This is a genomic window from Rhizobium sp. L9, assembly GCF_002531885.1.
Taxonomy (GTDB): Bacteria; Pseudomonadota; Alphaproteobacteria; order Rhizobiales; family Rhizobiaceae; genus Rhizobium.
Genome location: NZ_NWSZ01000003.1, coordinates 54,218 through 74,598, shown reverse-complemented (window position 1 = coordinate 74,598; position 20,381 = coordinate 54,218). Strand labels below are relative to the sequence as shown.

The following is a 20,381-nucleotide window of genomic DNA, read 5'->3' as shown; positions in this document are numbered from 1 at the left end:
CGCACATTTTCCGTCTGAAAACCGCCTTAGGCCTCAAACAGGCACGCGCATGCGGCTCCCATCCGCTTCGAGCCTTATGTAAACCTTTACATCGACGATGTAAAGGTTTACATCGTGGATTAACACAGATCAGTTGACGCTTGCCTTTGACCTCTCGACAAGTCTGTGTAGTGTCGCGGCGAAGACAGCCTTAAGGCAGAGCCCAGTGTCGAATTCCACGCCCGCAACAATCGAAGATGTCGCCCGGATCGCCGAGGTCTCCATCGCGACGGTCTCGCGGGCGATCCACACGCCGGAAAAAGTCGCCAACTCGACGCGGCTCAAGGTCAATCAGGCGATCGCCATCACCGGTTATACGACCAATGCCATGGCCCGGAGCCTCAGACTCGGCCGCTCCAACATGATCCTCGTGGTGGCGCCCGATATCGGCGATCCCAATTTTTCAAATATTCTCGTCGGACTGGAGAACGAGGCCCGGGCCCATGGCTACGGCGTCCTGATCGGCCACACCCAGAACGATGCCCAGCGCGGCCTGGAATATCTGAAATTCTTCAACTCGAACCAGGCGGCCGGGCTCATCCTCTTCACCGGCATCCTGCCCTTTGGTCATCAGACCATGACGGCGCGGCTGCCGCCGAGCGTCGGGGTTTTCGAACCGGTCTTCAACGGCGGCATTCCCTATGTTGGCGTTGACGATACCGAGGGCGCTCGGAAAGCTGTCGACCTGCTGCTGGCCGAAGGGCATCGCAAGATCGCCTTCATCGGCGATTCCCGCACCCGGCTCGCCTATACCAGGCGCCGCATGGGTTATGATGCCGGTCTCGACGCTGCTGGCGTCCCGCCCGACTTGAGGATCGTGCTCGAAGGCGACGGCACGATCGAAAGCGGACGGCATGCCGTCGAGCAGCTTTTCATGCGCGACACGCTTCCCACAGCATTTATGTGCGTGAACGACCAGACGGCGATCGGCGTCATGATCGGGCTCGGCGCACGCGGCTATGATATTCCGCGGGATTTCTCGGTGACCGGCTTCGACGATGTGCCCCAGGCCGTCTTCATATCCCCGTCTTTGACGACGATCCGCCAGCCGCGAACGGCGATCGGCAAACAGGCGATGGCGCTGTTATTGGAACTTCTGTCCGACGGCCAGCCGGCCGAGACGGAAATCCTGCTGAGGCCGGATCTCGTGGTGAGAAACTCCGTCTCCGCGCCCTCACGCAACTGGTTGAAGCGCTGAACGGAGATAGAATAGCCGACCACAAAAAGCGCCGGCGACCGATGGTCGCCGGCGTCCATCATCAAACGTAACGGTTGACGATATTCTCGAGCAGTTCCTGCTTGCCGGATCTCGGTTGCGGATTGACATCCTTGGTCTCGACCCAGTTGGTGATCTCCTCGAGCGAATACTCGCCGCGGAAGAGCTTCTGCGCCTCGGCCGATTCCCAGCCGGCGTAACGATCGGCGAGCGGCTGCGACAGAGCCTTGTCCTCGATCATCTTGGCAGCCGCCTTCAGGCCACGGGCGCAGCAATCCATGCCGCCGATATGGCCGATCAAGAGGTCTGCCGGGTCGAGCGACTGGCGACGCAGCTTCGCGTCGAAGTTGGTGCCGCCGGTTTTGAAGCCACCGCCTGCCAGAACGTGGTAATAGGCAAGCGCCATTTCCGGAACATTGTTCGGGAACTGGTCCGTATCCCAGCCGGACTGGTAGTCGTTGCGGTTCATGTCGATCGAGCCAAAGATGCCGAGCGCATTGGCGAGCGCCAGCTCATGCTCAAAGGAGTGGCCGGCGAGGATCGCATGGCCCTGCTCGATATTGAGCTTCACCTCGTTTTCGAGACCGTGCTTCTTGAGGAAGCCGTAGACGGTCGCGACGTCGTAATCATACTGATGCTTGGTAGGCTCCTGCGGCTTCGGCTCGATCAGGATCGTGCCCTTGAAGCCGATCTTGTGCTTATATTCGACGACGAGGTTGAGGAAGCGGCCGAGCTGGTCAAGCTCGCGCTTGAGGTCGGTGTTGAGCAGCGTCTCGTAGCCTTCGCGGCCGCCCCAGAGCACGTAGTTCTCGCCGCCGAGCTTCTGCGTAGCGTCGATGCAGGTCTTGACCGTCGCGGCTGCGAAAGCGAAGACATCGGGATCAGGATTGGTCGCCGCACCCGACATATAGCGGCGGTTGGAGAACAGGTTCGCCGTGCCCCAGAGCAGCTTGGTGCCGGTGGCCGCCTGCTTCTCGGCGAAATAATCGACGATCTCGTTGAGGTTCCTGGTGTTCTCGGCAAAATTCTTGCCTTCCGGGCGCACGTCAGCGTCATGGAAGCAGTAATAGGGCGCACCGAGCAGCGAGAAGAATTCGAAAGCGACGTCGGCCTTCAGCTTGGCCGCCTTCATCGAGTCTTCGAACCACGGGCGCAGGAAGGTCTGGCCGCCGAAGGGGTCGCCGCCCGGCCAGGTGAAGGTGTGCCAGTAAGCTACCGCAAAACGCAGATGGTCTTCCATGCGCTTGCCGAGGACGATCTCGTCCGGCTGGTAATAGCGGAAGGCCAGCGGATTGGTGCTGTCCGGGCCCTCATATCTGATCTTCTGGATATCGCCGAAAAATCCGGTGCTCATGTTGGGGTCTCCTTGGGTTCGTCGTTTAGTCTTATCGTTCATGCCATACAGCCCCCTCATCCGCCTGCCTGCACCTTCTCCCCAAGGGGAGAAGAGAAGACTTGCCGCAACGTTGCAGCTCTTTCAAAGCCGTCGCTGCGGGCGCCGCCCTCTCCCCTCGGGGAGAGGGTAGGGTCAGGGGGCCGCTGGCTCAAACTCTCAATGCGCCAGCGACTTGATCGCCGGATAGAGCGCCCGGTAACGCTTGTAAGCATCCTCAAAAGCGCCCTTCAGCGCCGCGACCGGTTCAATCGTGCCTGCCGTCATTGGCGGCGTGCAGACGGCGATCGGATCCGCACCCGTCGCCGCGATCAGACCGAGACGAGCGGCGCCGAAGGCCGCGCCGAAATCGCCGTCAGCCGGCAGGTCGACAGGAACGCCGAGCGCAGTGGCGATCGAACCCAGCCAATAGCGGGAGCGCGAGCCGCCGCCGATTGCCGTAACGCGGGAAATGTTGGTGCCGGCAGAGCGCAAAGCTTCGAGATTGTCGCGGATGGCGAAGGCCACCCCTTCTAGCACGGCCTGGGTGAGCACGACGCGGCTGCTTTCATGCTCCAGCCCGAAGAAGGCGCCGCGGATCACGGCGTCATTGTGCGGCGTACGCTCGCCGGAGAGATAGGGTAGGAAGGTGACGCCGGAAGGCGCCTTCACCCTCTCGCCAAGTTCGCCTGTGAGTTCGGCAGCGGATTTGCCGGTCACACCGGAGTGCCAGTTGAGGGCATCCGTGGCCGACAGGATGACTCCCATCTGGTGCCAGGTGTTGGGCAGCGCGTGGCAGAAGGCATGCACGGCGCTTTCCGGCTTCGGCAGATAGGAGCCGTTGGCCGCAAAAAGCACGCCCGAGGTGCCGAGCGAGACGAAGGCCGCGCCGTCGCTGACCGTACCCATGCCGCAGGCCGATGCCGCATTGTCGCCTGCGCCGCCGGCGACGACGACGGTGCCCGATATGCCCCATTGCGCCGCGAGTTCGGACCGTAGTCTGCCGGCCTGATCGGTGCCTTCGACGAGCGCCGGCATCTGCTCCTTGGAAAGGTTGGTGGCAGCAAGCAGTTCGGACGACCAGCCGCGCTTTCCTGTATCGAGCCAGGAGGTGCCCGCCGAATCCGACATTTCGGAGATATATTCGCCGGTCAGCCAAAGGCGTAAATAATCCTTCGGCAGCAGTACCTTGGCAATCTTGGTGAAGACCTCGGACTCATGCTTCTGAACCCATGCGAGTTTCGGCGCAGTGAAGCCGGGGAAGACGATGTTGCCGGTCAGCGCACGGAAGCGCGGATCGGCATCGAGTGCCGCCGCCTCGACATGGCTGCGCGTGTCGTTCCAGAGGATGCAGGGGCGTAGCACCTTGTCGGAAGCATCGAGCAGGGTCGCCCCGTGCATCTGCCCGGAAAGACCGATGCCCTTGACTGCGGCAAACTCCTTTGGATGTTTCGCCTTGAGCCCGGCGACGGCCTCCTCGGTCGCGCGCACCCAGTGAGCCGGTTCCTGTTCCGACCAGCCGGAATGCGGGCGCGAGACGTCGAGCGCGCCGTTGGCCGAACCGACGATCTTCTGGTCGCCGTCAATCAGCATCGCCTTGACGCCGGAGGTTCCGAGATCGAGACCGAGATACATGTGGCATTCTCCCTTTGCCGTTACGGCAGATTGTCCTTCAGGAATATGTCGAGCCGGATACGCTCCTGCGCTTCGATGACGGCGAGCCCGTCCGCCTTGGCCTTCAACACCCGGATGGCGCTGCGCACCTCGTGACCGGCATTCTGATTGAGGATTGCATCGATCGTGTTGTCGATAAGCGCCGCCCGCGTGTGGGCGGTCAACTCGTGGGCGATGACCGTCAGCGTCCGGTCGACGGCCTTCTCCTTCAGTGCCCGGATGAGGCCGCGATTGCCGGCGCCGAGGCTATAGACGCCGATAATGTCGGCATTCCCAAGTGCCTCCGCGACGAGCATATGGGCGATCTCCGGATCGTCACGGCCCTCCAGAACCGGAAGGATCGCAAGATCGGGAAACTCCTCTCCCATGACCGAAGTGAACCCTTCCAGCCGCTCGCGATGGTCGCGCACCAGCATGGAGCCGGCGAGCACGGCGATCTTGCCCTTTCGCGGCCCAAGGAACCGGCCGAGCAGACGGGCCGCCGTGCGGCCCGCTGCGATATTGTCAATGCCGGCGTAGTGATGGCGCAGCGATCCGGTAAGATCGGAGACCAGCGTGACGATGGGAAAGCCCGCATGCACTAGCCTGTCGACGACGGCACGCACTTCAGGCGCATCGGTCGCAACCATTGCGATACCGCAAGGCTTTTCCCTGGAAAGCCCTTCGAGCACGGCGACAAGAGCGGCCGGATCGAAGGCAGGCACCTCGATGGTGCGAATATCGGTGCGTTCAGCAGGCGAGCGGAGGATCGCCTGCTGGATTTCGGCATTGAGCCCGTGCATGAAGGAATTGTCGCTGGCCGGCAGGATGAAGACCAGCGGATAAGTGCGACCCTTGGCGAGATTGGCGGCGGCGACGTCCCTGATATAACCGAGTTCGCGGATTGCGGTCTCGACCTTCTCCCGCGTGACATGGCGCACACCAGGACGCTGATTGAGGACCCGGTCGACAGTCGCGAGACTGACGCCCGCCGCAGCGGCAATATCGTGAACAGTTGGCCTCATCGTTCCTCCTGACGAGACCATTAGCGCCAAATTTGATGTACGTAAATCAAAAAAACCAGCAGGGCGATTTCCGCATCATTTTTCCGGTCTTGCCGGCCTGGCTTCAATTCAATGAGCGATCGCCCACCTGATGACACAGAGGCTGGAAAACCGCAACAAAAAGGCCCTCCGGAGAGGGCCTTTTCGAGGGACGGGGCCGGAGGTCAGTGGCCGCCGCCACCTCCTCCGCCGCCTTGCGGCGCGGGTTTCTTGATCATGGCGACACCGAGGATCATCGCAACGAACAACGCGGTCAGGATCAGGAACACATCGCTGAAGGAAAGGATGACCGCCTGCTTAGTGGCGAGGCCAACCATCTGCTTGATCGCGACCGAAGTGCCGTCCATGCCGTAACTGGTGAAATTGGCGGCCATGTTGTTCATCTGGTCGATCGCCGCCGAATTGCCCCAGTCCATATTCTCCCGCAATCGCTCGTAGTGCACATCCTGCCGGTTGGTGAGCACGGTGTTGATGACAGCGAGGCCGACGGCGCCGCCAAGATTTCTGGTCAGGTTGAACAGGCCGGACGCACCGCGGATGCGCGAGGGCGGCATCGTGCCGAGCGCGATGTTGTTGATCGGCACCATGCACATCATCAGTCCGAAACCGCGCAGGATCTGCGGGATGAAGAGCTCGTAGAAATCCCAGTCCGCCGTCAGGTGGATCATGATGTATGTGCCGGCGGCGAAGCTGATGAAACCGATCACCATCATCAGGCGCAGGTCCATCTTGGTCGACAGCCGCCCGGCGATCGGTGCCGTGAAAAACATCGCAAGCCCGGAGACGAACATCGTCTCGCCGATCATCAGCGAGTCATAGCCGCGGATACGCCCGAGATAGACGGGGTAGATATAGGTAAGGCCATAGAGGCCGATGCCCATGACGAAGGAAAACACCGAGCCGAAGGAGAAATTCCGGTTCGCAAAGGCCTTCAGGTCGACGACGGGAAACTCCACCGTGAAGGCGCGATAGAAGAAGACAATGGCCGCGGCACCGGAGGCGACGGCAGCCAGCGCGATGGAATTGTCGTTGAACCAATCGTTCGAGTTGCCCTCTTCGAGCACATATTCCAGCGCGCCGAGGAAGACGCCCATCGAGATCAGCCCCCACCAGTCGAACTTCTTGAAGAGCGACAGTTCCGGCTTGTCGAAGTCGATGAAGTTCCAGGTAACCAGCGTGACGATGATGCCCGGAACGATATTGACGAGGAACAGCCAGTGCCAGGAGAAGGCGTGGCTGAGATAGCCGCCGACGGTCGGGCCGATGGTCGGCGCCAGCGTCGCGATCAGGCCGATGATCGGCGAGACGATGCTGCGCTTCGACGGCGGGAAGATGGTGAAGGCGGCCGCGAAGACCGACGGGATCATGCCGCCGCCGATGAAGCCCTGGATGGCGCGGTAGACGATCATCTGGTCGATATTCGTCGCCGTCGCGGCAAGCGCGCTCGCCATGGTGAAGCCGGCGGCCGAGATGGCGAAGAGGTAGCGCGTCGAGATGATGCGCGCCAGCGTGCCCGACAGCGGGATCATGATAACTTCCGCGATCAGATAGGCCGTCTGCACCCAGCCGATCTCGTCGGAACCGGCCGACAGGCCGGCCTGAATTTCGGCGAGCGACGCAGAGACGATCTGGATGTCGAGGATCGACATGAACATGCCGAGCACCATCGCGAAAAAGGCGATGAGTTTCCTCGGATCCATGCGATCTCCGGCGTGGGCGGACGCTGCCGGAATTGTTCCCGCTGTTGCTGTCGCGCTCCCGGCCATCGGACCTCCGCCTTCCTTTTTCTGGAATTGCTCTGAGAGCTACTTGTTCGGCGCCGTGCGGGTATCGACGTCTACGACGACGCTGAGGCCCGCGCGCAGACGCCCGCTGTCGAGGGCATCTTGCGGCAGCGCAATGCGAACCGGCACGCGCTGGATCACCTTGGTGAAGTTGCCGGTGGCGTTTTCCGGCGGCAGCAGCGAAAAGACCGAACCGGAGGCCGGCGAGATCGATTCGACGGTGCCGACGATCGGATGATCGTCATAGGCATCGACATGGACCTTGACCTTCGAGCCCGGAACGAGATGCTGGATCTGCGTTTCCTTGAAATTGGCGTCGATATAAAGCTGGCGCACCGGAACGAGCGCCATCAGGCGCTGGCCGGGCGAGACGAGATCGCCTTCCTGGACAGAGCGGTTGCCGACGATGCCGTCATAAGGCGCCTTGAGCACGGTGAAGGAGAGATCGCGGGCGGCCTTGTCTCGGGAGATTTCCAGCGAACGGACCGAACCTTCGGCCTCCTTGCGCTGCGCTTCGAGGATGGCAATATTGGCCTGCGCAGCCACGATATTGGCATCGCCACCTGCGAGATTGGCCTTGGCCTGATCGAGTGCGGTATTGGCATCATCAAGATCTGCGGTGGTGCCGACCGACTTTGCCTGCAGGTCGCTCTGGCGCTTCTGCTTGATTTCCGCGCCGCGAACCGTGGCTTCGAGGGCAGTCTTCTGCGCCTGAGCCTGCACGAGGCTCGCCTTGGCGCCTTCGATCTGCGCATCGATACGGCTCAGCGAAAGCTGCTCGGTTGCGATCTGGGCATTCGCCTGATCGAGGGCATTCTGGTAGTCGCCGTTATCAAGGGTGGCGAGAACGTCGCCTGCCTTGACTTCCTGGTTGGCAACAACATTCACCTTCGCGACATAGCCGGTAACCTTCGGCGAGATGGTCGCGATATCACCTTCGATATAGGCGTCGTCGGTCGACACCATGAACCGGCCGTTCGTCCACCATTCGTATCCATACCAGCCGCCGCCTGCCAGAAGGGCGAGCACGACAATCGGAAGCACCGGGCTACGGCGCTTTTTCGCGGCAGCGGGAGGAGCAACCGGAGCCTGGGCCGGCGCCGACTGGGCTGGCGCTGGCGGCGTATCGCGGGCTTCCGCCTTTGGAGCGTCTGCGACGACCGCGACATCGGCCTTTGCCTCTTCGGCCTCGGCGTTTTCGCTGACAATACGCGCGACGTTGCTCTTCTGGTTGCTCGACATGGCCACTTTACCGATCTTGGAGTGAATAATCGAACTGAACGGTTCGGTTCAGTTGACATAAACCTGTTTTATCGTCATATCAAGATGTATAGAACCAATCGGTTCGATTTCTTTAAGGAAAATGCGAAACCGTGAACACGGTTAAGGAGATATGACGCTTAAACCCGACGACACCGCCGTATTCAGTCCTCCCGCTGCCGGGGGCCGATTTGCCGCGGGCGAAGACCCGACCAAGCGCCAGCAAATTCTTGCCGGCGCCAAGCGAGTCTTCATGAAAATGGGCTTCGACGCCGCCAGCATGAACGACGTAACGCGCGAAGCTGGCGTGTCCAAGGGGACGCTCTACGTCTATTTCACCAACAAGGAAGAGCTGTTTTCGGCGATGATCGAGACCGAGCGCGCCGCCTTCGTGGCGGCCGTGCGCACAGCCCTTGCCGAGCATGATGACCCCGAATCCGGCCTGTACGAATTCGGGATAAGCTTCGTCACCCACATGACCGATGAGAAGGTCATCAGCGCGATGCGGACCGTTCTCGGCGTTCGCGACCGCATGCCGGTGCTCTGTCAACGCTTTTTCAAGGGCCCGGTAAACCTGCGCACGATCATGCGCGATTTTTTGGAACAGCATGTCGCCGAAGGCCAGCTCGAGATCGACGATATCGATCTTGCCGCCGGCCAGTTTCTCGATCTTGCCAGCGGCAGCTTCTTCAAGCTCCGCCTGTTCGGCAGCATGGAAGAACCGCCGACTCGTGAGGAAATCGACCGCGTCATCCGCGGTGCGATCAAGGTCTTCATGGCAGCCTACGGCGCGCGCCGGCACGAGACTGCTTAATCCCGCATTCTTGACTGCCGCTCCCCTTCGGCCAAAACTCCGCAAGGACGATCAAACCCGGCTGCCGGCTTTTCTCTAATGAAGGAGCCGCAACCAGGGGAATGAAGATGAATGCCATCGCACGGGCGATCTGGTTCATAGAGAGCCATTTCGAAAGCGATATATCGCTGGAAGAGATATCGGACGCAGCCGGATTGTCGCGCTACCATCTGTCGCGCGTCTTCGGGCTCGTCACCGGCCACTCGATCAGCAGCTACATGAGAGGACGGCGCCTCAGCCGCGCCGTGCCCGCATTGGTCACCGGCTCATCCACCATTCTCGAGGTTGCGCTTTGCGCGGGCTACGGCTCGCACGAAGCTTTCACCCGTGCCTTCCGCGAGCAGTTCGGCATGACGCCGGATGCTGTGCGCAGACAGGGACACGCCCGTAACCTTGTTTTATTGGAGCCGATCCGAATGGATACCGACCACCTCAACGACCTCGAACCACCCCGTTTCGAGACTCTTCAACCAATGCTCTTTGCCGGCCTGCAGGAGACCTACCCTTATGGCGACAATGCCGCCATCCCGTCGCTTTGGCAAAAGTTCAATACCCATTTCGGGCATATTCCAGGCCAGAAAGGCAATGTCGCCTATGGCATCTGCAGACATATCGGCGAGGAGGAGAAATTCCGCTACATGGCCGCAGCCGAGATTTCCGACGCCGGCGACTTGCCCGCGGAGTTTACGACGCTCAAGCTTCCGGGACAGCGCTACGCCGTCTTCACCCATCGCGGCCATGTCTCCGGCATTTCCCTGACCATGAACCGGATTTTCGGCACATGGTGGCCAAGCTCAGGCCTGGAACATGGCGAAACACCTGACATGTTCGAACGTTACGACGAGCGCTTCGATCCCTATACCGGCATGGGCGTCACCGAAATCTGGCTGCCTGTAAGGGAATAAAGATCATATCAGTTTCGTATACCCGCTTGTGGCGCTTGTCCGGACGGCAGGCGCCATTACATTGCGCGCTCGTTCCATCATGTGACGCCAAAGAGGATATACGCTGATGCAGGATATCATGACGCTCATTCAGGACCCGGCCGCCTGGGTGGCGCTCATCACACTGGTGGTGATGGAAGTCGTTCTCGGGATCGACAACCTGATCTTCATTTCCATTCTGACCAACAAACTGCCTCCTGAGCACCGCGAGAGAGCTCGCCGGATCGGCATCGGCCTTGCCCTCGTCATGCGTCTGGCGTTGCTCGGCACCGTTGCCTGGATCGTGCAACTGACCGAACCGCTGTTTGAAGCCTTCGGCCACGGCTTCTCATGGAAGGACCTGATCCTGATCGCCGGCGGCCTGTTCCTCGTCTGGAAAGCCACCAAGGAAATTCACCACAGCGTCGACCCCGTAGACCATCAGGAAGATTTCATCGCCACGTCGGCAACGACAGGCTTTGCATCGGCGATCGGTCAGATCCTGCTGCTCGACCTGGTCTTCTCCGTCGACAGCATCATCACCGCCGTCGGCATGACGCCGCATCTGCCGATTATGGTGATCGCCGTCATCGCCGCTGTGACCGTCATGCTGGTTGCCGCGACCCCGCTCGCCAACTTCATCGAAAGAAATCCGACGATCGTCATGCTGGCGCTCGCCTTCTTGCTGATGATCGGCACGACGCTGATCGCCGAAGGCATGGGCTTCCACGTGCCGAAGGGCTACGTCTACGCCGCCATGGCCTTCTCGGCGCTGGTCGAGGTGCTGAACATGTTCGCACGCAACGCCCGCAAGCGGAAACGCGAAGGCGCGCACTGAGGCAGATACGGGAGCGTGGGCCGCAACCGGCGCACCTTCTCAGCGTCCGCAAGCCGTTGCGGACGCGGTTTTTCTTGACGCGCCCGGTTGAATATGGCCTAAGGCCAGCCGAACGGACGATCGGCGAATGGTGCGGGCGAATGCCCTTTTTCGGCCGGTTTGCCGAGAAGATATCTGCATCCTTCCGGCCGAACGTCGCTTTCCCGTGAAAGCAGTCCGGCATTCATTGACGGGCACATACAATGACAAATTCCGGGACAGCTTCCGGCGTCCGCGTCCGCATCGCTCCCTCGCCGACCGGCGAGCCGCATGTCGGTACCGCTTATATCGCTCTCTTCAACTACCTCTTTGCCAAGAAGCACGGTGGCGAGTTCATCCTGCGCATCGAAGATACCGATGCGACGCGCTCGACCCCGGAATTCGAGACCAAGGTGCTGGACGCGCTGAAATGGTGCGGGCTGGAATGGAAGGAAGGCCCCGATATCGGCGGTCCCTACGGCCCTTATCGCCAGTCCGACCGCAAGCCGATGTACCAGCCCTATGCACAGGAGCTGCTGGACAATGGCCATGCCTTCCGCTGTTTCTGCACGCCTGCGCGGCTGGAGCAGATGCGCGAGGCGCAGCGCGCCGACGGCAAGCCGCCGAAATACGACGGTCTCTGCCTGAACCTCACGGCCGAAGAAGTCACCTCGCGCATGGCGGCCGGCGAAAGCACCGTCATCCGCATGAAGATCCCGGCCGAAGGCTCGTGCGACTTTACCGACGGCGTCTACGGCGACGTCTCCATTCCGTGGGATTCCGTCGACATGCAGGTCCTCATCAAGGCCGACGGCATGCCGACCTATCACATGGCCAATGTTATCGACGATCATCTGATGAAGATCACCCATGTGGCGCGCGGCGAGGAATGGCTGGCGTCGGTGCCGAAGCACATCCTGCTCTATCGCTATTTCGGCTGGGAGCAGCCGGTCTTCATGCATCTGTCGTTGATGCGCAACGCCGACAAGTCGAAGCTGTCGAAGCGCAAGAACCCAACCTCGATCTCCTATTATTCCGCGCTCGGTTATATCCCCGAGGCGCTGATGAACTTCCTCGGCTTGTTCTTCATCCAGATCGCCGAAGGCGAAGAGCTTCTGACGATGGAAGAACTGTCCGAAAAGTTCGATCCGGACAATCTCTCCAAAGCAGGCGCGATCTTCGACATTCAGAAGCTCGACTGGCTGAACGGCCGCTGGATCCGCGAGAAGCTCTCCGAGGAGGAATTCCAGGCGCGTGTACTGACCTGGGCGATGGAGAACGATCGCCTGAAGGCCGGCCTGCGCCTGTCGCAGACGCGCATTTCCAAGCTCGGTGAACTGCCCGATCTAGCAGGCTTCCTGCTGAAATCCGATCTTAGCCTGCAGCCGTCCGATTTCGCCAAGATCAAATCGCCGCCGGAAGAGATCCTAGAGATCCTCAACACCGTCCAGCCCGATCTCGAAAAGATCCTGGAATGGAATGTCGAGACGATCGAGGCGGAGCTGCGCGCCGTCGCCGACCGCATGGGCAAAAAGCTGAAGGTCGTGGTGGCACCGCTCTTCGTCGCCCTCTCCGGCTCGTCGCGTTCGCTGCCGCTCTTCGATTCCATGGCGCTGCTCGGCCGCTCCGTCGTGCGCCAGCGCCTGAAGCTCGCAGCACAGGCGGTCGCCGCCCTCGTCGGCTCGAAATAAGAAAAGTCAGAGGATTTCGACAGTGGCTGACAACAAGACCGAAAACACCCTTTCCTCCGACGCGACCGAGGTGCGCGCCCAGAAGCTCAAGCTGCTGCGCGCGCAGATCGGCGATGTCTATCCGGCGCATTTTCACCGGACGCTGACCAATGCCGAGCTTGGCGCCAAGTATGAATCTCTGGAACCCGACGTCGAGACGCAGGATGTCGTCACCGTCGCCGGCCGCGTCTATTCCTCGCGCAATTCCGGCATGTTCATGGATATCCATGACGCCTCCGGCAAGATCCAGATCTTCAGCCACAAGGACACGACGCCGGAAGAGGCCCGCGCGCTGCTGCCGATGATCGATATCGGCGACATCATCGGTGTCACCGGCATCGTGCGCCGCACCAAGCGCGGCGAGCTGACGATCAACGCGCAGAAAATCGAAATGCTGACGAAGTCGCTGCTGCCGATGCCCGAGAAGTGGCACGGTCTCTCCGATATCGAGCTGCGTTATCGCAAGCGCCATCTCGACATCATGACCAACGAGGATTCGAAGCTGCGCTTCCAGCAGCGCTCGAAGATCGTCTCCGGAATCCGCCGTTTCATGGAGAATGACGGCTTCATGGAAGTCGAGACACCGATGCTGCATTCCGTCTATGGCGGCGCCACCGCCGAGCCGTTCAAGACGCATCACAACACGCTGAAGCTCGACATGTATCTGCGCATCGCGCCGGAACTGTTCCTGAAGCGTACGCTGGTCTCTGGCCTCACCGATAAGGTCTTCGAGATCAACCGGAACTTCCGCAACGAAGGCGTCTCCACCCGCCACAATCCCGAATTCACCATGATGGAGTGCTACTGGGCCTATGCCGATTACGACGACATGATGGACCTCGTCGAGCGGCTGTTCGAGACCCTGGCGCTCTCCATTCATGGCACGACGGAATTCGACTTCGTCGACAAGCGCCTCTCCTTCAAGGGGCCGTTCAAGCGTGTGCCGATGCCGGATGCCGTCAAGGAAGCGACCGGCATCGATTTCCTCGCCATCAAGACCGACGAGGAAGCCCGCGCCGCCGCCAAGGCTGCCGGCTTTGCGGTCGAGAAGGACTGGACCTGGGGCGAATGCCTCGCCTTCATCTTCGAGGAAAAGGTGGAAGCGACGCTGATCCAGCCGGCCCACGTCACGCATTTCCCGAAGGACATCTCGCCCTTCGCCAAGGAAGTGCCGGGCGAGCCGCGGCTTGTCGAACGCTTCGAGACCTATTGCAACGCCTGGGAACTCGGCAATGCCTTCTCGGAACTCAATGATCCCGAGGAGCAGCGCCGCCGCATGGTCGAGCAGCTCGAGCAGGCGCATGCCCGCGGCGAAAAGGAAAAGCAGCTGGACGACGAATTCCTGGACGCGATCGACCAGGGCATGCCGCCGGCTGGTGGCCTCGGCATCGGCGTCGACCGTCTGATCATGCTTCTGACCAACGCGCCGTCGATCCGCGACGTCATCCTCTTCCCGGCCCGCCGCAGCAAGGCCGACTGACAGGAAAGATGCAGGTTGAACAAAGCGAAGTGCCGGCCGGCGCTCCGCTTTTTCATATGCCTGTTCAGTGGCTCTTGGCGGCTTCCGCCGGCGGCTCTTCGGCCGGCGCCTCGGCCACTACATCGGCGCCGTCGCCCTCGGCAGCTGGCGCCGGTTCGCTTTCGGCAGCCGGTGCCGCGCCATGTCCCCCGCCCTCGGCCTTCTTGTCCTTCTCCCCAATCTTCTTGCCCGTCGCCTCGCCCTTGGTCGAGGCGACGGCGACCGGATCGACGCAATCCTCCGGATCCTTGAAGCCAGCGCTGATCATGGCGATCTCATCGGCCGGCAGTTCGATACGCTCGCCGAAGAACAATCCGTTTTCGCTGGCCTTGCCGTCGTAGTAGCGCGCCGTATAGCGCTTGTCGTCGAGGCCGGGAACGTTCTTGTCGGGATGCGGGATGAAGACGACATCGGCGCCTATCGCCCGGCCGCGAATATCGGCGCGCAGCGTTGGGCCGTTCTCATCAAGCACCACCACCTGTACCAGGTCCGGTTTCTGCGCGGCATAGACGGCCTGGGCGACACGGAGCGCGGTCCTGACCCGCGTCATCCCGTCGGTCGGTTCGGTCTTTATGTATTTCCGCACCCAGACATGATCCTGCTTTCTGATCGTCACAAGGTTGACGTCGCTGCATTCGAGCGCGCCGCCATCGGAGACGCCGATCAGCCTGTCCTTGCCGACATACAGCGCCGCGCCGCCGGAAACGCCCGCCAGAAGCGCGACTCCGCCGATGATGATTGCCAATTTCCGGGAAGGCCGGAATATGCGCAGTAAGGCCTTCACGCCAACTGCTCCGCCATCTCAAACTCCAACGCAGGACAGGTGCTGAGAATGCTAGGGAAATGACGTTTCGGAAAGTTTAAGTGGGCGCCCCGTGCTCGCTCCATTTCAGGAAAATCCCAAAAAAGGTCCGAATTTTTCGGCTGCTTGCCACGGCACATTCCGCCATGCTCTAAACACCCATGGCCTTCACGCTTCGCCAGATCCAATATTTCGTGGCCGTCGCCGAACAGGGTTCGGTGACACGAGCCGCGCAGAACCTTTCGATCTCGCAATCCTCGGTGACGGAAGCGCTGAAGGAGCTCGAAACCGATCTCGGCGTCGAACTCTTCGAGCGCCATCCGCGCGGCCTGACGATTACCCACAACGGACATCAGTTCCTCCGTCACGCGACCAAGATTCTCGCCTCCGTCTCCGATGCGCGGACCAGCTTCTCCGGCCAGCAGAGTACCCTCTCCGGCACGTTGAATATCGGCGTCACCTCGCTTGTCGCCGGCTACGTTCTCTCCGATCTGCTGGCGCGATACCGGCGCGCCTGCCCGGGCATCGAAGTCAGCGCCATCGAGGACAATGGCGGCTATCTCGAACATCTGCTGGTCGGCGGCGAACTCGACGTGGCGGTGATGGTGATATCCAATCTGCGCGACCGCATGGCGCTCCAGGCGGAAATCCTCGAAACCTCGCCCTATCGCCTCTGGCTGCCGATGGGCCATCCGCTGGTGTCGGCCGATATCATCTCTGTCGCCGATATCGCCCGCGAACCGCTGATCATGCTGACGGTCGACGAGATCGAGGAGAATACCGGCAAACTGCTCTCCGCACTCGGCGCCCGCCCGCATGTCGCCTTCCGCACCCGCTCGGTGGAAGCGGTGCGCAGCCTGGTCGCCACAGGCGCCGGCGTGGCGCTGCTGCCCGATCTTGTCTACCGACCCTGGTCGCTCGAAGGCGACCGCATCGAGAGCCGCGACGTCTCCGGCTCGCTGCCGGTCGTCCAGGTGGGCATGGTCTGGCGCAAGGGCTCGAGCCTGCCGCAGGCGGCGCGTGATTTCGTCGGCATCGCCGAAACCATGCGGTCCGGCCGGCTTCGCTGATATCGGAATTTCCGATATCGCCTTTCTGATAAATGAATTTGCGAAACCGGGCTTTTGGCGTCACCTTTTCAACCGGGAACAAATCGCCACAGAAGTGGCACCAAACCGGGAGACGCAGATGACGAATCTCTTGAAATCCTGCACGGCAGCACTCGCCTGCCTGAGCTTCGCGACACAGGTGGTCGCCGTCGAACCGCTGAAGGCCTTGGGTAAGGGCGAAGGCGCGGTCAGCATCGTCGCCTGGGCCGGCTACATCGAACGCGGCGAAACCGACAAGAATTACGACTGGGTCACCGGCTTCGAAAAGGAAACCGGCTGCAAGGTCTCAGTCAAGACTGCCGCCACATCCGATGAGATGGTGTCGCTGATGAACGAAGGTGGCTTCGATCTCGTCACCGCATCCGGCGACGCGTCGCTTCGCCTCATCGCCGGCAAGCGTGTCCAGCCGATCAATACCGATCTGATCCCGAGCTTCAAGAATGTCGACAAGCGCCTGCAGGACGGCCCATGGTACACGGTCGGCGGCGTGCATTACGGCGTGCCCTATCTCTGGGGGCCGAACGTCCTGATGTACAATACCGACGCCTTCAAGGACAAGGCGCCGACCAGCTGGGGTGTCGTCTTCGAGGAGCAGACCCTGCCGGACGGCAAGTCAAACAAGGGCCGCGTCCAGGCCTATGACGGCGCGATCTATATCGCCGATGCGGCCATGTATCTGATGGCCCATAAGCCCGATCTCGGCATCAAGGACCCGTACGAACTGACCGAGGACCAGTACAAGGCCGCCCTCGACCTGTTGCGCGGCCAGCGCAAGCTCGTCTCACGCTACTGGCACGACGCGATGATCCAGATCGACGACTTCAAGAACGAAGGCGTCGTCGCCTCCGGCTCCTGGCCCTTCCAGGTCAACCTGCTCCAGGCCGACAAGCAGAAGATCGCCTCCACCTTTCCGGATGAAGGCGTCACCGGCTGGGCCGACACGACCATGCTGCACGCCGACAGCGAACATCCGAACTGCGCCTATATGTGGATGGAACATTCGCTGCAGGCCAAGGTCCAGGGCGACGCCGCCGCCTGGTTCGGCGCCGTGCCCTCCGTTCCCGCTGCCTGCAAGGGCAACGAGCTGATGGGAGAAACCGGCTGCGCCACCAACGGCTTCGATCACTTCGACAAGATCAAGTTCTGGAAAACACCGGTCGCCAAATGCGCAACGCAGAGCGAATGCGTGCCCTATCACCGCTGGGTGTCGGATTACATCGGCGTGATTGGCGGGCGGTAATAGCCAAGTCGGCTTGTATGGTTGAAGAACCCTTCCCAACCCCTCCCCACAAGGGGGAGGGGCTACAAGTGGCACCGCCTCGCTCCTCTTGAACACCGAGTTCGTTGCGAGGGTGCGGCAGATTAAGCCCTCCCCTTGTGGGGAGGGGTTTGGGGCGGGGTCTTTTAAGCCGCGACCGACGCCCTCTATTGAAAGACCGGAGCCTTCCATGACGTCAGCCGTCCGCTTCCAACAGGTATCGCGCCATTTCGGCCAGGTTCGCGCCGTCGACGGCGTCGATCTCGAAATAGCGCCGGGCGAATTCTTTGCCATGCTCGGGCCCTCCGGCTCCGGCAAGACGACGTGCCTCAGATTGATCGCCGGCTTCGAACAGCCGACAGCAGGCCACATTCAGATCTTCGGCGAGACGGCCGACGGCGTTCCGCCCTATCGGCGCAACGTCAACACCGTATTCCAGGATTACGCGCTCTTCCCGCATCTCAACATCCTCGACAACGTCGCCTACGGGCTGATGGTCAAGGGCGTCGGCAAGGCGGAGCGGATGAAGGCGGCGGGAGAAGCCCTCGAGCTCGTCAAACTGCCGGGTTATGGCGGCCGCCGCCCCGGCCAGCTCTCCGGCGGCCAGCGGCAGCGCGTGGCGCTCGCCCGCGCCCTCGTCAACAAGCCGAAGGTGCTGCTGCTCGATGAGCCGCTCGGTGCGCTGGACCTGAAGCTGCGGGAGCAGATGCAGGAGGAATTGAAGAGCCTGCAGCGCGCGCTCGGCATCACCTTTGTCTTCGTCACCCATGATCAGGGCGAGGCGCTGTCTATGGCCGATCGCGTCGCGGTCTTCAACAATGGCAATATCGTCCAGCACGGCACGCCGCAGGATATCTATCGCTGCCCGAAGACCCGTTTCGTCGCCGATTTCGTCGGCTCGTCTAATGTAATCGCGCCTGATCTGATGGCAGCGATCGGCGGCGAGAAACGCTGGGCGAGCCTGCGCCCCGAGGCGATCCGGCTGGCAAGCGACGGCATCGAGGCGAAGGTCGAGCATGCGAGCTTCCTCGGCGCCGCCACCCGTCTCAGCGTCGACCTGCAGGGCAGCCGGCTGCATGTCACGCTGCCGGCAGACATGCCTGTGCCGGATATCGGCGCCGGCATCCGGCTTGCCTGGCAGCCCGCCGATATCCACTACATGGACGATGCGGCATGACGGCACTCATCATCTCCGACGGCAAGACATCGATCCTTCCGGGACGCAGCGGCGTCTTCGGCCGGCTGTCGGATGCCTTCTGGCGGCACCCGAAGCTTTTGCTGTTCCTGATGCTGACACCGCCCCTGCTCTGGCTCGGCATCATCTATATCGGCTCGCTCATCGCCCTGCTTCTGCAGAGTTTCTTCTCGATCGACGATTTTTCCGGACTGGTGAACTACGAATTCACGCTGTCGACCTACGCCCAGCTTCTGAGCCCGACGAATTTCGACATCATTGTCCGCACCGTCGTGATGGCGGCGCTGGTCACCGTCGCTTCCGCACTCATCGCCTTCCCGATCGCCTACTACGCCGCCCGTTATGCGCAGGGCAAATGGAAGGTGCTGTTTTATCTCGGCGTCATGCTGCCGCTCTGGTCGAGTTATCTCGTCAAGATCTACGCCTGGAAGCTGATCCTCGCTAAAGAAGGCATCCTGACCTGGATCTTCGAACAGCTCCATCTCTCCTGGCTTCTCGACGGCGTCCTGAACCTGCCCGTCGTCGGCGGCAATTCGCTTTCGGTCAGCTACCTCGGCACCTTCATCGTCTTCGTCTATATCTGGCTGCCCTACATGATCCTGCCGACTCAGGCGGCCCTCGAGCGTGTGCCCGGCAACCTGATCGAGGCCTCGGCGGATCTCGGCGCCACCCCGCGCCAGACATTCCGCACCGTGCTGCTGCCCCTGGCACTCCCCGGCATCGTCGCCGGTTCGATTTTCACCTTTTCGCTGACCCTCGGCGATTACATCATCCCGCAGATCATCGGCTCTTCCAGGCTGTTCATCGGCCAAGCCGTCTATGCGCAGCAGGGGACGGCTGGCAACGTGCCGCTGGCGGCTGCCTTCTCGGTCGTGCCGATCGTCATCATGGCGCTTTATCTGTCGCTCGCCAAAAGACTGGGGGCCTTCGATGCGCTCTGATCTCAAGACATCGCCGCTGCCCTTGAAGATCGCCGCCGCCGGCGGGCTGCTTTTCCTGCACCTGCCGATCCTGCTGATCTTCGTCTATGCCTTCACGACGGAGGAGAAGAGCTATCAGTGGCCGCCACCCGGGCTGACGCTGCAATGGTTCGCCGTTGCTTGGAACCGGCCCGACGTCTGGTCGGCGCTCGGCCTTTCCGTGCAGGTCGCCGTCATCGCCACCGCGATCGCGCTGATCCTCGGCACGCTCTGTGCCGCGGCCGTCAGCCAAACGAAGTTCTTCGGCCGCGAGGCGATCTCGCTGCTGGTCATCCTGCCGATCGCGCTTCCCGGCATCATCACCGGCATTGCGCTGCGCTCCGCCTTCAGCCTCTTCGACATCCCGTTCTCGGTCTGGACCATCGTGCTCGGCCACGCCACTTTCTGCGTGGTGGTCGTCTACAACAACGCCGTCGCCCGCTTCCGCCGCACCTCCGGCTCGCTGATCGAAGCTTCGATGGATCTCGGCGCCGACGGCTTCCAGACCTTCCGCCATGTCATCCTGCCGAATATCGGCACTGCCCTGCTTGCCGGCGGCATGCTCGCTTTTGCCCTGTCCTTCGATGAGGTCATCGTCACCACCTTCACCGGCGGCCAGCAATCGACGCTGCCGATCTGGATGCTCGAAGAACTCATCCGCCCGCGCCAGCGCCCCGTCACCAATGTGGTCGCCATGGTCGTGGTGCTCGTCACCTTCCTGCCGATCCTGGCAGCCTATTACCTCACCCGCGACGGCGAGCAGATCGCCGGTGCCGGCAAATAACAGGG

Annotated in this window: 17 protein-coding genes; 11 read left to right on the top strand and 6 right to left on the bottom strand. The window is 61.5% G+C overall.

Translation table 11 applies throughout. From position 1 onward, the window contains the following. Positions 1-205 precede the first annotated feature (205 nt). Complete coding sequence (locus CO660_RS02280) at positions 206-1,237, top strand: LacI family DNA-binding transcriptional regulator (protein WP_097597195.1); 1,032 nt, start codon at positions 206-208, stop codon at positions 1,235-1,237. A 61-nt stretch (positions 1,238-1,298) separates the two neighbouring features. Here the strand turns inward: CO660_RS02280 and xylA are convergent, their stop codons facing one another. The 5 genes from xylA to CO660_RS02255 form a co-directional block, all read right to left on the bottom strand. Next, a complete protein-coding gene (gene xylA, locus CO660_RS02275; protein WP_085779520.1) occupies positions 1,299-2,609 on the bottom strand; it encodes a xylose isomerase in 1,311 nt (436 codons plus the stop codon). 198 nt (positions 2,610-2,807) lie between these two features. Beyond that, the gene (gene xylB / locus CO660_RS02270) at positions 2,808-4,262 is read right to left on the bottom strand and encodes a xylulokinase (protein WP_097597194.1); all 1,455 of its coding nucleotides are present in this window, start codon (positions 4,260-4,262) and stop codon (positions 2,808-2,810) included. Positions 4,263-4,282: 20 nt separating this feature from the next. Further along, complete coding sequence (locus CO660_RS02265) at positions 4,283-5,305, bottom strand: LacI family DNA-binding transcriptional regulator (RefSeq protein WP_097597193.1); 1,023 nt, start codon at positions 5,303-5,305, stop codon at positions 4,283-4,285. 203 nt (positions 5,306-5,508) lie between these two features. Beyond that, positions 5,509-7,110, bottom strand: a complete 1,602-nt coding sequence (locus CO660_RS02260) for a DHA2 family efflux MFS transporter permease subunit (protein WP_097597192.1) — start codon at positions 7,108-7,110, stop codon at positions 5,509-5,511. Between the two features lie 39 nt (positions 7,111-7,149). Then, positions 7,150-8,370 (bottom strand): HlyD family secretion protein, encoded by a 1,221-nt coding sequence (locus tag CO660_RS02255; protein WP_097597191.1) that lies wholly within the window; start codon positions 8,368-8,370, stop codon positions 7,150-7,152. A 151-nt stretch (positions 8,371-8,521) separates the two neighbouring features. Here CO660_RS02255 and CO660_RS02250 point away from each other — a divergent pair, with 151 nt between their 5' ends. From CO660_RS02250 to lysS, 5 genes are all read left to right on the top strand, one after another. After that, complete coding sequence (locus tag CO660_RS02250; RefSeq protein WP_097597190.1) at positions 8,522-9,202, top strand: TetR/AcrR family transcriptional regulator; 681 nt, start codon at positions 8,522-8,524, stop codon at positions 9,200-9,202. A 107-nt stretch (positions 9,203-9,309) separates the two neighbouring features. Beyond that, a complete protein-coding gene (locus CO660_RS02245; RefSeq protein ID WP_097597437.1) occupies positions 9,310-10,146 on the top strand; it encodes an AraC family transcriptional regulator in 837 nt (278 codons plus the stop codon). A gap of 106 nt (positions 10,147-10,252) precedes the next feature. Continuing rightward, a complete protein-coding gene (locus tag CO660_RS02240) occupies positions 10,253-11,002 on the top strand; it encodes a TerC family protein (protein WP_097597189.1) in 750 nt (249 codons plus the stop codon). A gap of 242 nt (positions 11,003-11,244) precedes the next feature. After that, positions 11,245-12,711, top strand: a complete 1,467-nt coding sequence (gene gltX, locus CO660_RS02235) for a glutamate--tRNA ligase (protein ID WP_097597188.1) — start codon at positions 11,245-11,247, stop codon at positions 12,709-12,711. Between the two features lie 22 nt (positions 12,712-12,733). Further along, complete coding sequence (gene lysS / locus CO660_RS02230) at positions 12,734-14,230, top strand: lysine--tRNA ligase (protein ID WP_097597187.1); 1,497 nt, start codon at positions 12,734-12,736, stop codon at positions 14,228-14,230. 64 nt (positions 14,231-14,294) lie between these two features. Here lysS and CO660_RS02225 read toward each other — a convergent pair whose 3' ends face one another. Further along, the gene (locus tag CO660_RS02225) at positions 14,295-15,053 is read right to left on the bottom strand and encodes a hypothetical protein (RefSeq protein WP_097597186.1); all 759 of its coding nucleotides are present in this window, start codon (positions 15,051-15,053) and stop codon (positions 14,295-14,297) included. A gap of 179 nt (positions 15,054-15,232) precedes the next feature. On the opposite strand from CO660_RS02225, the gene CO660_RS02220 reads away from it, so the two are divergent. From CO660_RS02220 to CO660_RS02200, 5 genes are all read left to right on the top strand, one after another. Then, a complete protein-coding gene (locus tag CO660_RS02220; RefSeq protein WP_097597185.1) occupies positions 15,233-16,141 on the top strand; it encodes a LysR family transcriptional regulator in 909 nt (302 codons plus the stop codon). A gap of 118 nt (positions 16,142-16,259) precedes the next feature. Then, complete coding sequence (locus tag CO660_RS02215; protein ID WP_097597434.1) at positions 16,260-17,420, top strand: ABC transporter substrate-binding protein; 1,161 nt, start codon at positions 16,260-16,262, stop codon at positions 17,418-17,420. A gap of 208 nt (positions 17,421-17,628) precedes the next feature. After that, the gene (locus CO660_RS02210) at positions 17,629-18,615 is read left to right on the top strand and encodes an ABC transporter ATP-binding protein (protein ID WP_097597184.1); all 987 of its coding nucleotides are present in this window, start codon (positions 17,629-17,631) and stop codon (positions 18,613-18,615) included. Next, a complete protein-coding gene (locus CO660_RS02205; RefSeq protein WP_097597183.1) occupies positions 18,612-19,574 on the top strand; it encodes an ABC transporter permease in 963 nt (320 codons plus the stop codon). The genes CO660_RS02210 and CO660_RS02205 overlap by 4 nt, the downstream gene beginning before the upstream one ends. Continuing rightward, entirely contained in the window at positions 19,564-20,376 is an 813-nt protein-coding gene (locus tag CO660_RS02200) for an ABC transporter permease (RefSeq protein WP_097597182.1), read from the top strand. Before CO660_RS02205 ends, CO660_RS02200 begins: the two co-directional genes overlap by 11 nt. Positions 20,377-20,381 lie beyond the last annotated feature (5 nt).

Bases quoted from the DNA above. Each gene is read 5' to 3' on its own strand.
- xylA (WP_085779520.1), bottom strand. From the start codon at position 2,609: ATGAGCACCGGATTTTTCGGCGATATCCAGAAGATCAGATATGAGGGC.
- xylB (WP_097597194.1), bottom strand. From the start codon at position 4,262: ATGTATCTCGGTCTCGATCTCGGAACCTCCGGCGTCAAGGCGATGCTG.
- CO660_RS02265 (WP_097597193.1), bottom strand. From the start codon at position 5,305: ATGAGGCCAACTGTTCACGATATTGCCGCTGCGGCGGGCGTCAGTCTC.
- CO660_RS02260 (WP_097597192.1), bottom strand. From the start codon at position 7,110: ATGGCCGGGAGCGCGACAGCAACAGCGGGAACAATTCCGGCAGCGTCC.
- CO660_RS02255 (WP_097597191.1), bottom strand. From the start codon at position 8,370: ATGTCGAGCAACCAGAAGAGCAACGTCGCGCGTATTGTCAGCGAAAAC.
- CO660_RS02250 (WP_097597190.1), top strand. From the start codon at position 8,522: ATGACGCTTAAACCCGACGACACCGCCGTATTCAGTCCTCCCGCTGCC.
- CO660_RS02245 (WP_097597437.1), top strand. From the start codon at position 9,310: ATGAATGCCATCGCACGGGCGATCTGGTTCATAGAGAGCCATTTCGAA.
- CO660_RS02240 (WP_097597189.1), top strand. From the start codon at position 10,253: ATGCAGGATATCATGACGCTCATTCAGGACCCGGCCGCCTGGGTGGCG.
- gltX (WP_097597188.1), top strand. From the start codon at position 11,245: ATGACAAATTCCGGGACAGCTTCCGGCGTCCGCGTCCGCATCGCTCCC.
- CO660_RS02220 (WP_097597185.1), top strand. From the start codon at position 15,233: ATGGCCTTCACGCTTCGCCAGATCCAATATTTCGTGGCCGTCGCCGAA.
- CO660_RS02215 (WP_097597434.1), top strand. From the start codon at position 16,260: ATGACGAATCTCTTGAAATCCTGCACGGCAGCACTCGCCTGCCTGAGC.
- CO660_RS02210 (WP_097597184.1), top strand. From the start codon at position 17,629: ATGACGTCAGCCGTCCGCTTCCAACAGGTATCGCGCCATTTCGGCCAG.
- CO660_RS02205 (WP_097597183.1), top strand. From the start codon at position 18,612: ATGACGGCACTCATCATCTCCGACGGCAAGACATCGATCCTTCCGGGA.
- CO660_RS02200 (WP_097597182.1), top strand. From the start codon at position 19,564: ATGCGCTCTGATCTCAAGACATCGCCGCTGCCCTTGAAGATCGCCGCC.